This window comes from Brevundimonas sp. FV2ps16 (assembly GCF_058681075.1).
In genome coordinates this window covers 2,821,292-2,833,333 of sequence record NZ_CM178728.1, presented here as the reverse complement: position 1 = coordinate 2,833,333, position 12,042 = coordinate 2,821,292, and the positions used below count along the sequence as shown (strand labels likewise).

Below are 12,042 nucleotides of genomic sequence, written 5' to 3'. Positions count from 1 at the left end.
TGGCGTGATTGCCATGCCGCCTCTGATAGAAAATAGTCAGTCTGGCGTGTTTGTGCAGAGGCTGCTGGAGCGGGCTCATAGAGCCCGCAAGCCTGCTTTTTCACCCTCCCATTTTGGGCGCTGCCGTTAAATTGAGGTCGATAACTTGTTTTCCATCATCGTTCCCTGGTGTGACCGGGATGAGCTCAAAATAGCAGCTGGACAGTTTCGGGCCGTCGCGACTTCTCTTTGCGCGGAACTGGTGGTGGTAAACTACGCTGGAGACCCGAACGGGTTCGCGGAAGCAATTGATGGCATGGAGGCCGACGTCGTCGTCGAAATCTCGGGGGAAAAGTTTTTCAACAAGCCCTCTGCAAACAATATAGGCGCAAGGTATGCGAGCTCTGATTTGCTCTTCTTTTGTGACAACGACATCCTGCTCGACGTGAGTGATCTTGAAGGTTTGGCAAGTCGCGTCAAAAGCGAGACGGGAACTTTCGGAACGCTCAAGGGCGTTTCAGAGACCGTCGTGAACAGCAGACAGGCCGGTCATGTGACGCGGTTCGGATACACTCTTAGACTTGCAACCGCTGATGGTCGCTTGTTGACGATCGATGACCACGAGGAGGATGCAAACGATGGAACGCGCAACGCCCCCGGGCTTCTTCTCGTACGTAGATCCGACTTCGAGGCAGTGGGAGGTTATAACGCGGATCTAGATGGTTGGGGCTGGGAAGATCAGGACATGATCAGCCGCTTGACGCTAGGGGGCGGGTTGGAGCGTGTCCAATACGGCAAGGCTCAACACATATCGCATGATGACGCGGCCAGAATTCGCCGTCATCGTGTCGTCCACGCGACCCGCTGGGAAAGTCGTGACCGCGCATTCCGGCGTGCGCTCGCCAACTATGACGCCAATCATTTCATCGGGACCTATGCGCAGGATGTCCGCAGGTTGGAGGACGGGCGTCAGGTGCGCGCGGCGTTTCGGAAAGACAATGCTTTCAGTCGCTAGTCTGACCCGGCTGCGGAGGTGCCTGATGCTGTGCGTCGATCAAACTGCGCATGGCGCCTTTGGCTCTCTCACAATAGTCTATCATGAACCCTCGTTCGAAGAGGGCGCTGTCTTCCTGTAGGTTCTGCAAATCTGGTGCGTCCTCCCGTTTCGCATCAACGAAAATGAGGATCGTGCGACGGAACGGACTTCTGGCACCCATCAGTGTTTCCCGAATGGCCGAGAGAAATTTTCGCGGAATGCTGATCAAGACTACATCGTCATCAGTATGCTCTGCAATCCGGCATAGGGCGTTTGAAAACTCCTCAAGCCGAAAATCGGGCGTCAGACAAAAGAGGCGTTGAGGCGACGAAGGTTTGAGAGTTCCCTTGGACACAAGAGTCACGCCTGGCTGAACGAACTGGATGTCGCATTGCTGCGGGACGCTGAGCGCCAGCGCCTCGGCGATCAATTTACCCCCCTGAATTACGAGAGGGGGGGGCGGCGGAAGATCCATGATACGCGCGAGTTCGGCTTCCAAGACGTCCGCCGTGGGCTGGTCGATTGTTTTAAATGCGGAATGATCTCGCAAGGCCAGCGGAATGTTCTGGCGCTGATCTTCGAACGCGCGTTCGGATGGGACGATAATGGTTCGAATGCCTGCCGCAGCAGCTTCAATCAGGGAGTTATATCCACCATGCGTTATTGTTACTGTTGCGAGTTGAAGCAAGGCGGATAGGTCAGTCGAGGGTGAAACGTATTCAATACCTTCCACAATATCTTTGGTCATTCTGTCGTGATAGGGGCCTTGCAGCGCCATGATGCGATCTATACGACCGGATCGCTTCAGTCGTGTTCCTGCTTCGATTGCACTGTCCAAAAGTTTGCGAGCTGCCTGACGATAACCTCCGCCACCGGTTGATATGACAAGCAGTCTTTCGGTCGATGAGAGGTTAAGATCGGCAGCAAGTTCGAGGAGTTCCACTGCGGTCGGAACGTGCGGTCGACTGATGGGCCCTACCGATGTTATTTTGGGGTGCAGAGCAAGGTGAATCGGAAGTTGAACATCTTCAGCTTCATGGCAAATAAAAGCGTGGTCAATCAGATCTCCAAGGGACGAAGAGAGATCGCTGAACGCTATAGTATCCTGCCGTACCACGGCGACAATATTTGCTTTTGGGGCGTTTGCCTTTGCAGTTTGCAGTAGACTAGGCGAATAGTAAGTGTCGAACATGATGACATCGGGCTCGATCGCCGCAGCTGCTGCTGCGAACATTCGCTCGGCTGCTAGAGGGGAAATCGCCCCTTCAACTAGGTCTCCGCCAATAAGTCTCTGGTCCCACGTCACCGGGCAGCCGATCGTCGGTACCATACAGCGCCGAGGGTAGACCAAAAACTGTGAATTCGTAAATATGACGCTTGTTGATCCTAACTCCTCACGGCAAGCCACTGCGATGTTAGTCTGGCGATGGAGATGACCCAGCCCTGTTCCGTTGATTGCGTGGTGTAGTATGCGCATAAAGTGGGGCTCTGTCGCTGCGTTGAACACTGATCCCAAAGGAGCCGTGAAGTCCGAAGTCAAACGGTCAGCTGATTTCTCGTCGCGCTCTGCCACTGTAAGCTCTGGCGATTTCTGCGCACTGACGGGAGAGCCAGTCGGTCCTGTCTTCCAAAGCTGAGCGACCGTCGGCAGTGCATTGGAGGTAGTATGATCCCCCCCATCCGCCGACATACTGGTCGTGGGGATTGGGTTTGGAAAATGCTTCTAGTGATGAATGATCGAATATAATTCCCATTCTGGTTAAATGTTCAACAATTCGTTCAATGGTAGAGGTGAGTAAGCGATTTGCATGCAGGACCAGAACGATCGGCGCCGTAGATATTGGGGACTGGCGTTTTTCGATTCTTGCGTTGTGTAGCGACGCCACGACATGGACTATGAGCTCGTCCTCAATCTCTTTGCACCATATATGATCGCCTGCTGAGTGGGCGTGTTCATAGTATTCGGCGAAATACCAGTCGGCCGTAGGGCAAGTTCCTGGGACAGTAATGAAGCTCTGTTCGCGGAGGAAACGACCCGCTGACTCCTTTATGTCGAAATTTATGCCTGACCGAAGAAAAGGGAAGCGGAAATAACGCGGTGCCTTTCGGGCATACATGGAAATGGATGACTGGCAGCGAAGAACGTCCGCTTGCCACATTGCGGCGGGCGTATTGCTGACATCGCAATGGCTTGCAGTGTGATTTGCAAGTATGCCCAATTCAGAAAGACGACGCCAAGGGTAACCGAAAGCAGGGATCGCGTCGCTATTTACAAACAATACAGGATTCGCCTCGGGATGCTTGGAAAATGCGCGCTCAAGGGCCATTACCATTTCATCAACTACCGGCGATAGTGCGGTCTTCGGTGAGAGCCCGTGCTGATAGGGAAAATCATCGATAGTTATGCAGACTTTTTCCCCGGCAAAGGGGAGTGCAGTATGATAATCAGATGCCATGTAGCGCCTTCGACAACAGAAATGGCGGCGCAACTAGTCGATCGATCTTCATCTGGGACGTCGCGCGGCATGCGTCTATAATAGTTTCTACGATTGGCTCGTCCTGCCCATTAAATGAAGTATTCAATAAAACTCCAATTCCGGACAGCTCTTCGAAATGGCCAAGTAAATCGTAAAGAAATGGATTGCTGTCTTGGCTTGCTGTTTGAACCCGCGCTGATCCATCGATGTGACATATCGCTCCTAGTCTGCCTCGAATATCTTGGCGAACCAACATCCGTCGCTGCATAAATGGAGAATCTTCCTGAATCTCAAAATACTTGGAAGCATCCTCGACGCGCACTACAGGAGCTAGAGGTCGGAACCACTCGCGGTGTTTGACCTCGCTGTTGATAAAATCTTTCATGGAGAGGTTTTCAGGGCTGGCCAAAATGCTTCTGTTTCCCAACGCGCGGGGGCCCGCCTCAGACCGTCCCTGGAAAAGCGCGACTACCTCACCGCACGCCAAGCTCCTCGCAACGCGGCTCAGGAGATCTGAAGGTTGCTCGATCTTAAGGTCGAGCGAGGACGCCACTGACGTCAGAGTCTTCTCGTCTAGATCCCGGTGGACTCCGAGATAGTCATCTTTCCATCGCCAATTTGGCTTTTTACGGCCGATCAAGTCGATTCCGTACAGCGCACATCCGATTGAAGACCCGCCGTCGTCGCATGCGGGTGGGATGAACACATGCTGGAATCCCGCCTCATCTATGAGCCTTGCATTGGCCGAGCAATTGAGTGCGCATCCACCCGCATACACCAATCGGGTTGCGCCCGTTGCCAAGCGAGCGTGTCGGGCAACGGCGATCAGCGCTTCTTCAAATGCGAGTTGAACCCTTGCAGCAAAGTCGGCTGCCGCGGTGATATCCGTCTTCCAGTCCCGCATAGGAACAAAACGTTCCGCATCGGACAAAAAAGACAACCACTCAGGGGGAATGGTAACGGAGACACCGTTGACGTCCAGTGGCGGCAGTGAGATCCGTGCAGGGTTGCCGTAGGACGCCAGTCCCATTAAAACGCCTTCTCGGTTTTTTGCGCCAAGCACCGCACTCGACGCAGCGGAGTAGAACATTCCGAGGCCCGCCAGCTTGTGAGTATCTCGGTGCCACCACTGTTTTGTGACGGGGCGAATTCCGAAGGTGCTCCCGTGAAAAAGCGTGAGGACTTCGAGCGGGCCTGCGCCGACGCCGGATGCTACTTGGGCAGTTTCTGAGACAAGATCCTGCGGACTGCCCCGGTTGTCCGCGATCAGGATTGCGGCCTCGCCAAAACCTGAGGGTCCGAAAGCGGAGTAGGCGTGCGCGAAATGATGGGAAATTTCTACTATAACGGGGCGATTTCCCTGCGGTAATAGATCTTCAATTTCCAACCTGTATTCAGTGATATTTTCTCGCTCATCATCTGATGAATAACATTCAACAATTGCGTCAATATTAGAAAAAATCGTCGGACACGCGGCTTGATAGATAGATAAATCCCCCCGCGCGCCCCATGCGTGTTTTGTTCGATTTAGGCGTTCTTTTCTCAAAAACGCAGAAAGCTCACCGTCTCTGAATAGGCAAGCACTTGCATCAGATGTTCGGTTGATGCCCAGGACGGAATATTTGGATGTCATGCGAATCTCAGATCAATGCAAGGTAATTAACTTGGTTGCATGTAAGTCGTTGAGAGAGTTTGCGAACAAAAAAACCTATATTGAGTCGCTAGTTGGTGCAGGGACCATGGCACTAGAAGCGACGAATGCAACTCGTTCACGTACAGTGTGGCGTCTTATCAGCTCAAGGTTGAGGTAAAGCGTGGGTGAGAAATGGTCAAGGTGGCGCCCGGTTGACCGCCTGGATTCGGTTTTTTGGGCAGCCGCGTCATCCGATGCCGGCCGCGCGGCCGTAGGCCTTGAGGCCCTGCGCCTATGCGGCAGGTCGTGGAAAGCCGGATCACCATAGTCGCACGCGCGCGTCCCGGCCATGCGTCTTGCCGTGATGGTCCGCCCGCCTGACGCCGCAACGGCCAGCGTCTTCGTGACACGCCACATTCCCGTCTTCTGGTAAGGCGCGCGACGGAATGATCACCCCCGCGCTGGCAGAACAGCGACGCATCAAATGTCGCATGAGGCTGCGATCTAACGCCCGGCCGCAGCGAGCCTCGCAACTGCCTGAACGCGCGTGCGGACACCCAGCGCAGCGCAGGCACGGGCGAGATGCTCATCGACGGTGCGGACCGACAGGCCGAGGTGGTCGCCGATCCGTCGCGAACTCATTCCCCGGGAGGCCAGTACGAGACACTGACGCTGACGGCGCGTGAGGCTGTGAATCGGCTTGGGTCGGGTCGGATCGGCATGGATGAGGGGCGCGGACATGCCGCGATCAGAGCATGTTTGAAAGTTGCGGTGGGCCCGCAGGAATCCGACGGGCCGTCTACGGTGTCGAATCTGCGGGGCTGTCGTCCGGCCCCGCCGTCGAGGGCGGAATCAGACGTTCGACCCGGCGCTTAAGCCAGGCCTCGGCCGCGTCGTCCCGTCGCACGGCCTGCAGCGCCAGCTCCTTCAGCGCCCGCGTGAAGACATTGATGATGGTGCGTGAATCCAGTTCACCGATCAGGTCGCCGAACTCCGCCTCGAAGTCCTGCATCGCCGCCATCAGGATGGTCATCATCTGGTTGTCGGCGGTATTGAGCGCGAACGCCGGGGACCCGAAGGCGAGGGCGGCCAGAATGGCGTGGTAGTCGGATTTCGTAATCTCGGCAAAGCGGTAGATCCGCTCGAGGTTGATCCGACCCTTGCCCGCTTCGAACAGATCATAGTTGCGCGGGCTCATCCCCATGGCCTGCGCGAGGTCGGCCTTGCGGATGCGCCGGTGCGTCCGGATCAGGCGCAGCGCCGCAGCGAGCGTGGCGCTCTGCGATAGGCGTTGGGCGGGATCCATGATGCATCGCTCTCCGTGTCAATCAGCGCGAACCGGCGCCGGTTCCGCACCTCCGCCGGTTGCAAACTTGCCGCCTTCGGCCGTCAAATGAAAGACGGGAGAGACACAGTGGTCGAAAACTTGCCAACTCACGCAATCATCCTGCGCCTTCGACGCGAAGACTTGGATCGTCCTGTTCGCCGGAATACCGGATGATGCGCCGAGAACCCTATGTGCTGGCGCTCAACGCCTTGGCCGTTGGACTGGCGGAGGGTCGCTATGGCTGGGGGAGGCCTCTGGTTGCGACCGAAATCGCCGCTGCTCTCCATCTCAGTCCGACGCCGGTCCGTGAGGCCTTGGCGCGGCTGGCGGGCGAGGGACTGATCGACCATCGGCCGGGATACGGCTATGCGTCTCCGGCTTTCACGGGCGCGGATCTGGCCGATCTCTACGCCCTGCATGAGCTTCATCTGTTGGAGGCGGCGAGCCGGACTGCCTTCAACGATCTGCCAGAGGGGTTGGGCGACGACGACGTCCGCGCGACCGAGGGTTTCTTCCGCGCCCTGGTCTTGCGGACCGGCAGCCGCGCTCTGGATCGAGCGCACCGAAGGCTCATCGCTCAGCTCGGCCCGGCCCTGCGCGTCGAAGCCCAGGTCCTGGGCACGGATCGCCACGGTCTGTGTCGCCAACGCGCCTGCTACGATGCGCAAGATCGCGGGGGTCTGATCGAAGAACTCCAGAGATGGCATGGACGTCGCAGGCAGTCGAGCCGGGCCGTCGTTGAAGCGATGCGCGCAGCCGACCAAAGTATATTCCAGATATAGTTTGAAAATAGCGTATCCAGCGCGCCCTCCTGACCTCTCCGGCGATTGGGCCGGGATGGAGGCAGGAATGACGACCTTGAAACAGAAGCGACTGGTCCGCCTCGGCGGCGCCGCCGCGCAGACCCGCGCCGACTCCGAGACCGGGATGATGGAGCAAATCCCAGAGTTTCTCTGGGAGGTCCACGCGGTTCGGCCGCGCTGATCCCTCGGCCGGGCGACCGGCCAGAGTTCGGCGTCCGGGTCGTGGCCGTCCGGTTCACGGGTCAGCGGCGCCGATATCCGCCGGTCTCCAAAAGGACCGGTGATCCAAAGGAGCAGCACATGCTGAAGTCCAGGAGCCTGATCCGCATCGGATCCGCCAAGGCGCGGACCCGGGCGATCGATGAACGCGGCGATCTCGAGCAGATCCCCGAGTTCGAATACGTCACGCCGGGCGCACGCACGGCCTGAGGGACGCGGGGCGCCGGGCCCACCCCCCGGCGCCCCGTGATCTTACCGAGGGGAACACTCATGTCTTCCAACCCGTCTGTATCTGCGGCGTTTCTCAGGGACGGCCTCCACGCCGTCGCGATCGACAAGGACGTCGCTGTTCTCGATGTCGGCGGAGACGCCTATTTCTGCCTGCCGGACGCGGCGATGGATCTGCGCGCCGAGGCCCAGGACGTGATGGTGGTCGGCGGCCTGGCCGAAACCCTCGACGGTCAGGGTTGGCTGTGCGACCGGCCTGCAGGGGGCGTGTCGCCGCTGTCGACGCCGCCGCGCCGAAGCGCCTTGCATGATCCTTCCGCGTCCCTGACGTTCGCCGGGTGGCGAGCCTTGGCGGGGGCCGTGCGCGACGTGCGGCGCGCCGAACGGGGCGGCGACCTTGTCTCCATGCTGGCCGTCGCCGGGACTGGGAAAGAGGCGGGAGATGAGCGGGCCGTGCTGCGCGCCGCCGCGGCGTTGCGACGCGTCCAACCCTGGCTGCCGTTTGACGGCGAATGTCTGCAACGCTCGGCTCTATTGGTGGCGTTCCTGCGTCGGCTCGATCTTCGCGCCGACTGGGTCTTCGCTGTCCGCCTCTGGCCCTTCAACGCCCATTGCTGGGTCCAACTTGGCGACATCTGCCTCAACGACGATCACGAAAGTCTGCAGGCCTAGCCGCCTTGGGCGGCGTCATAGATCAGCAGGTTGCCCGGATTGGCGTAGATCATGCGCCGGTCCGTTCCCCCATATCGCCTGAGATCGGCGTCCCCGGCGCGAGGGCGGTCGGCCGCCGACAGGGCGTCACGCTGATAATATTCATAGGAGGCCATCAGGCCGCCGCCGGACCAGGTCCGCCCGAAGGTCTGGCCGGCCTGCCGCTCGTCAAACGCGCCGTCGGCAGCACCGCCGATCCGGGCGCGCGTCTCGGCGCCGTCGTAGTCCTTACGCAGGATGATGTTGACCACGCCGCCCACGGCGTCCGAACCGTACAAGGCCGAGGCGCCGTCGAGCAGGACATCGATCCGGCTGATGGCGTTGGTCGGGATGGTCGAGATGTCCGCGAAATCACCGAAGGATCCCGTGCCGGACATCCGGCGTCCGTTGATCAGCACCAGGGTGGCGTCGCTGCCTAGGCCGCGCAGGTTCACCCCCGAGGCGAAGCCGCCATTCGATCCCGTGCGGTCCGCACCGTTCTGCAGGGCGCCCTCATTGGCGGCGCCGCCGAAGTTCTGCGGCAAGGCGGCCAGGGCCTGGGCGACCGTCGCATGCCCATCGCGATCGATCTGGTCGCGAGAAATTACCGTCACGGGGGAGGGGCCGTCGACCACGCCGCGTAGCAGGCTGCCTGTGACGACGACTTCGTCGAGTTCTGCGGCAGGCGGCGGCGCCTCGGCCTGGGCGGAGGGGTCGTAGACGACGAAGACGTTCGGGCGGGACCGCCGCCAGGCGAGGCCTGAACCCTCAAGCAGGGCCGTCAGGGCGGTCTCGGGACCGTAATCGCCCGAGAGTCCTCGAGAGCGTCGGCCGGCGACCAATGCCGTGGGGTAGAGCAGTTGAAGTCCGCTTTCCCGGGCGAAGATCGGCAGCACACGCTCGAGCGGGCCGGCCGCGATGTCGTAGCGGCGCGCCACCGCGAAGTCCTGGGCCGTCGCCGCCATCGGCGCCATCGCCGCAATCAGGGCGGCCATGGCCGCCGAACTCAAATCGAAACGCATCTTCTCCCCCGGATTGCATCGCCCGCAGCACGCGGGACGGGGGGAAGACGACGAGGGCGGCGGCTGTCCCTAACTCCGGCTTCGGATTATTTTCATCCGGCGCGTCCGGCATCAAGGATCAGGTCGCCATCGGTGGTCCGACGAACGGCCACACCGTAGAGGTCGGTGAGGGCTGCTGCGAAGCCGTCCACGTCGCCGGCATCAAAGGCGCCGCTGACCGGGGTGTCGGCGATGGCGGGCGCGCGAAGCTCGATCCGGCGCGTGCTGTAGCGATTGACCTCGGCGACGGCCTCGCGGATCGGCGTCCCCTCGAAGACCAGCCGTCCTGTCGTCCAACTGGTCGTGCGGTTGGCGTCCACCGAGGCGACGACGGGGCGGGCTGCGGCGGTGACCACCTGCTGCCCCGGGGCTAGGCGCCAATTCTCGTCTCGGCCGTTACTCTCCGTCGTGACCGCCACCTGGCCTTCGACCAGGGTGACGCGGGCGCCGCGCTCCAATCGCCGGACATCGAAGCGGGTGCCCAGGGCTGTGACACGCGTCTCGCCCGCCTGGACCGTGAAGGGGCGGGCCTTGTCTGGGGCCACCACGAACAGGGCCTGCCCTGAAACCAGGACGATGGTCCGGTGGCCGCGACCCAGGCGGACGCGGATGCGGCTGTCGGTGTCCAGCACCACGCTGGAGCCGTCTTCCAACTGAATGGTTTGGAGTTCGCCGACGCTGGTCGCGTAACTGAGGGGGCGATTCAGCGCCCAGATGCCCGCGACGCCGGCGACGACGAAGACGCAGGCCAGGCCCGCGAGGGGTTTCCAAAGGCTGGACACGACGGCCCGCGCCCGCGTCGGCGTCGCGGCGCGGCCCAGGGTCTCGGCTGTCAGGGCCGCGATCTCAGGATCGTCCGTTAAGCGTCGGCTGTTCGACCAGAGGGCTTCTATGCGCTCATAGGCGCGCGCATTCTCAGCGTCTCGCCGCCACTCGAAGAAATCGCGGATGTCGTCCGAGGACACCTGGGGCGCGCCCAGGCGGCTGAACCAGTCGGCGGCCTGCTGGCGGCGTGTATCGGGATCGGAATCTCGGGTCATGGCGGCCCGCCTAAGCCCCCATCTGCTTCGAGCAATGGTCCAAAGCTTTCGACATCCGCCATTCCACGGTTTTCAAGTTCAGGCCGCGAGCCGCGGCGATCTCCGCATAGGTCATACCGCCAAAACGGCTCATCACGAAGACGTCGCGGTAAAGTGTGGGCATGGTCAGAATGACCTGCTTCAGGAGGAGGTCCTCCAACTGGCTGGCCGCTGCGCCGGGATTGACCGTGTTGATGTCGGCCGGTTCGCCGCCGCGGCGGCGACGCCTTCGGCTGTCGTCGCGCACCAGGTTGAGCGCGATCCGCAAGAGCAGCGCCTTCGGCTGTCGGACGGCGTCCGCCGAATAGGGCGCGGCCCGGATATAGGTCTCCTGGGCGACGTCGGCGGCATCGTCGGCGCCCACGAAGACACGCAGCCGGCCTGTCAACCAGCTGTTGTAGCGGCGGTATAGGCGCTCCAAGCCTTCGGCCGTCTCAGCGTCCATTTCCTTGGCGTCGGTCACTCCATCCTCCCGCCCTCAGGGGCGGGCCGGGAACCCCGGGCGCGAGCGAACGCGGGCGCGCCTCCGCGCAGCGCGGGACGCACGAAGCCTCAGGACGCGTAAGGCGCGCCAAGGAACGTTCCAAATTCGGTGTCGCACAGGGATTCCAAGCCCCGTTGTCGGCGCGAACGCCGACGCCCCAGCATGAATCAAACGGAAACCCGGCGCAAGCGGGAGGGGTCGGGCGTTGGAATCCTCTGCGATGAGGCCCGCTGCTTAGCGATGGAAGCGCCGCCTTCACGCAAGGCGAACCCCGGCTCCCGCTTCCGCGCCTATGTCACGGCGCCCGACGACATAGGGTAGGCGCGATGGGCACGACCCGCAAACAAGGCGCAGTTTTCTCGAAAACCGCAAAAAACATGCGCATCTCACGCAAATCTTCAGCGTTGCCGTTTCTGGGGGTTGCGAAGTACTACCGACGTCGAAGCAACTGGAGGTGGTTATGGTCAACTATGACATCAGCCGCGCCGATGCGGCAACCGTCATTCAGCTGAGTGCGCGCGAGCGAGAGTGTTTGCAGTGGGCGGGACGAGGGAAAAGCTCGTCTGACATCGCTGGGATACTGAACCTATCGCCCCGGACGGTGGACAGCTATTTGGAGAAGGCCTGTTCGAAGATCGGTGTCCGCACCCGGATCGAAGCCGTGGCGGCAGCGGTCCGACGAGGACTGATTACTGCGAATTGATGCATGTCCATGGATAGTACTGGTACCTATAAAGGCACGACCATCAAGCTTGGGTGACTGAGTCTGAAAGCAAACCATCCACAACTCATCGACAGAGAACTGATCGAGGAGGCTCACTTCGACGAGTTGGAGGCACTCATGGTCGAACTCGCGCAGCAGCTTGGGTCCCCGGTCGGCGCTCCGCAAGCTTGAGGTGCAGGCGGCGCAGCTGACGGTTCACGCCCGTTTGGGAGCCCTGCTCGAGGCGCCGTCGCGGCGGAGTCGGAGGGCTGGAAGCGTTTCGCGTGATTCGAAGCAAATCCGGCGACGGACGGCTCACGCCG

Annotated in this window: 14 protein-coding genes; 6 read left to right on the top strand and 8 right to left on the bottom strand. The window is 60.7% G+C overall.

Annotated elements, in window-relative coordinates; all coding sequences use genetic code 11:
* Positions 1 to 145 precede the first annotated feature (145 nt).
* Complete coding sequence (locus ACW170_RS13685) at positions 146 to 994, top strand: galactosyltransferase-related protein (RefSeq protein ID WP_492087198.1); 849 nt, start codon at positions 146 to 148, stop codon at positions 992 to 994.
* On the opposite strand, the gene ACW170_RS13680 is transcribed toward ACW170_RS13685, so the two are convergent.
* The 5 genes from ACW170_RS13680 to ACW170_RS13660 all read right to left on the bottom strand — a co-directional run bounded on the left by ACW170_RS13680 (position 984) and on the right by ACW170_RS13660 (position 6,431).
* Entirely contained in the window at positions 984 to 2,249 is a 1,266-nt protein-coding gene (locus ACW170_RS13680; protein ID WP_492087197.1) for a glycosyltransferase, read from the bottom strand. The genes ACW170_RS13685 and ACW170_RS13680 overlap by 11 nt on opposite strands.
* A gap of 310 nt (positions 2,250 to 2,559) precedes the next feature.
* Positions 2,560 to 3,471, bottom strand: coding sequence for a polysaccharide deacetylase family protein (locus ACW170_RS13675; protein WP_492087196.1), 912 nt, complete (start codon positions 3,469 to 3,471; stop codon positions 2,560 to 2,562).
* A complete protein-coding gene (locus ACW170_RS13670) occupies positions 3,461 to 5,125 on the bottom strand; it encodes a carbamoyltransferase C-terminal domain-containing protein (protein WP_492087195.1) in 1,665 nt (554 codons plus the stop codon). Before ACW170_RS13670 ends, ACW170_RS13675 begins: the two co-directional genes overlap by 11 nt.
* A 504-nt stretch (positions 5,126 to 5,629) precedes the next feature.
* Complete coding sequence (locus ACW170_RS13665; RefSeq protein ID WP_492089185.1) at positions 5,630 to 5,767, bottom strand: LuxR C-terminal-related transcriptional regulator; 138 nt, start codon at positions 5,765 to 5,767, stop codon at positions 5,630 to 5,632.
* Between the two features lie 157 nt (positions 5,768 to 5,924).
* Entirely contained in the window at positions 5,925 to 6,431 is a 507-nt protein-coding gene (locus tag ACW170_RS13660; RefSeq protein WP_492087194.1) for a helix-turn-helix domain-containing protein, read from the bottom strand.
* Between the two features lie 191 nt (positions 6,432 to 6,622).
* Between ACW170_RS13660 and ACW170_RS13655 the strand changes: the two genes are divergently transcribed.
* The 4 genes from ACW170_RS13655 to ACW170_RS13640 all read left to right on the top strand — a co-directional run bounded on the left by ACW170_RS13655 (position 6,623) and on the right by ACW170_RS13640 (position 8,374).
* Positions 6,623 to 7,234, top strand: a complete 612-nt coding sequence (locus ACW170_RS13655; RefSeq protein WP_492087193.1) for a GntR family transcriptional regulator — start codon at positions 6,623 to 6,625, stop codon at positions 7,232 to 7,234.
* A 67-nt stretch (positions 7,235 to 7,301) separates the two neighbouring features.
* Positions 7,302 to 7,436, top strand: coding sequence for a hypothetical protein (locus tag ACW170_RS13650; RefSeq protein WP_492087192.1), 135 nt, complete (start codon positions 7,302 to 7,304; stop codon positions 7,434 to 7,436).
* A gap of 119 nt (positions 7,437 to 7,555) precedes the next feature.
* Positions 7,556 to 7,684 (top strand): hypothetical protein, encoded by a 129-nt coding sequence (locus ACW170_RS13645; RefSeq protein ID WP_492087191.1) that lies wholly within the window; start codon positions 7,556 to 7,558, stop codon positions 7,682 to 7,684.
* A 60-nt stretch (positions 7,685 to 7,744) separates the two neighbouring features.
* Positions 7,745 to 8,374: a lasso peptide biosynthesis B2 protein gene (locus tag ACW170_RS13640; protein ID WP_492087190.1), complete on the top strand. Its 630-nt coding sequence runs from the start codon at positions 7,745 to 7,747 to the stop codon at positions 8,372 to 8,374.
* Here the strand turns inward: ACW170_RS13640 and ACW170_RS13635 are convergent.
* From ACW170_RS13635 to ACW170_RS13625, 3 genes are all read right to left on the bottom strand, one after another.
* On the bottom strand, positions 8,371 to 9,414 hold the full coding sequence (locus ACW170_RS13635) for a TonB-dependent receptor plug domain-containing protein (protein ID WP_492087189.1): 1,044 nt from the start codon (positions 9,412 to 9,414) through the stop codon (positions 8,371 to 8,373). The genes ACW170_RS13640 and ACW170_RS13635 overlap by 4 nt on opposite strands.
* A 92-nt stretch (positions 9,415 to 9,506) precedes the next feature.
* Positions 9,507 to 10,493 (bottom strand): FecR family protein, encoded by a 987-nt coding sequence (locus tag ACW170_RS13630; protein ID WP_492087188.1) that lies wholly within the window; start codon positions 10,491 to 10,493, stop codon positions 9,507 to 9,509.
* 10 nt (positions 10,494 to 10,503) lie between these two features.
* Positions 10,504 to 10,995, bottom strand: a complete 492-nt coding sequence (locus ACW170_RS13625; protein ID WP_492087187.1) for an RNA polymerase sigma factor — start codon at positions 10,993 to 10,995, stop codon at positions 10,504 to 10,506.
* A 481-nt stretch (positions 10,996 to 11,476) separates the two neighbouring features.
* Between ACW170_RS13625 and ACW170_RS13620 the strand changes: the two genes are divergently transcribed.
* Positions 11,477 to 11,719, top strand: a complete 243-nt coding sequence (locus ACW170_RS13620; protein WP_492087186.1) for a response regulator transcription factor — start codon at positions 11,477 to 11,479, stop codon at positions 11,717 to 11,719.
* The last annotated feature ends 323 nt before the right edge of the window (positions 11,720 to 12,042 follow it).

Excerpts from the sequence above, each read along its gene's own strand:
- ACW170_RS13680 (WP_492087197.1), bottom strand. The coding sequence starts at position 2,249 with ATGTTCGCAGCAGCAGCTGCGGCGATCGAGCCCGATGTCATCATGTTC.
- ACW170_RS13675 (WP_492087196.1), bottom strand. The coding sequence starts at position 3,471 with ATGGCATCTGATTATCATACTGCACTCCCCTTTGCCGGGGAAAAAGTC.
- ACW170_RS13670 (WP_492087195.1), bottom strand. The coding sequence starts at position 5,125 with ATGACATCCAAATATTCCGTCCTGGGCATCAACCGAACATCTGATGCA.
- ACW170_RS13665 (WP_492089185.1), bottom strand. The coding sequence starts at position 5,767 with ATGAGTTCGCGACGGATCGGCGACCACCTCGGCCTGTCGGTCCGCACC.
- ACW170_RS13660 (WP_492087194.1), bottom strand. The coding sequence starts at position 6,431 with ATGGATCCCGCCCAACGCCTATCGCAGAGCGCCACGCTCGCTGCGGCG.
- ACW170_RS13655 (WP_492087193.1), top strand. The coding sequence starts at position 6,623 with ATGATGCGCCGAGAACCCTATGTGCTGGCGCTCAACGCCTTGGCCGTT.
- ACW170_RS13650 (WP_492087192.1), top strand. The coding sequence starts at position 7,302 with ATGACGACCTTGAAACAGAAGCGACTGGTCCGCCTCGGCGGCGCCGCC.
- ACW170_RS13645 (WP_492087191.1), top strand. The coding sequence starts at position 7,556 with ATGCTGAAGTCCAGGAGCCTGATCCGCATCGGATCCGCCAAGGCGCGG.
- ACW170_RS13640 (WP_492087190.1), top strand. The coding sequence starts at position 7,745 with ATGTCTTCCAACCCGTCTGTATCTGCGGCGTTTCTCAGGGACGGCCTC.
- ACW170_RS13635 (WP_492087189.1), bottom strand. The coding sequence starts at position 9,414 with ATGCGTTTCGATTTGAGTTCGGCGGCCATGGCCGCCCTGATTGCGGCG.
- ACW170_RS13630 (WP_492087188.1), bottom strand. The coding sequence starts at position 10,493 with ATGACCCGAGATTCCGATCCCGATACACGCCGCCAGCAGGCCGCCGAC.
- ACW170_RS13620 (WP_492087186.1), top strand. The coding sequence starts at position 11,477 with ATGGTCAACTATGACATCAGCCGCGCCGATGCGGCAACCGTCATTCAG.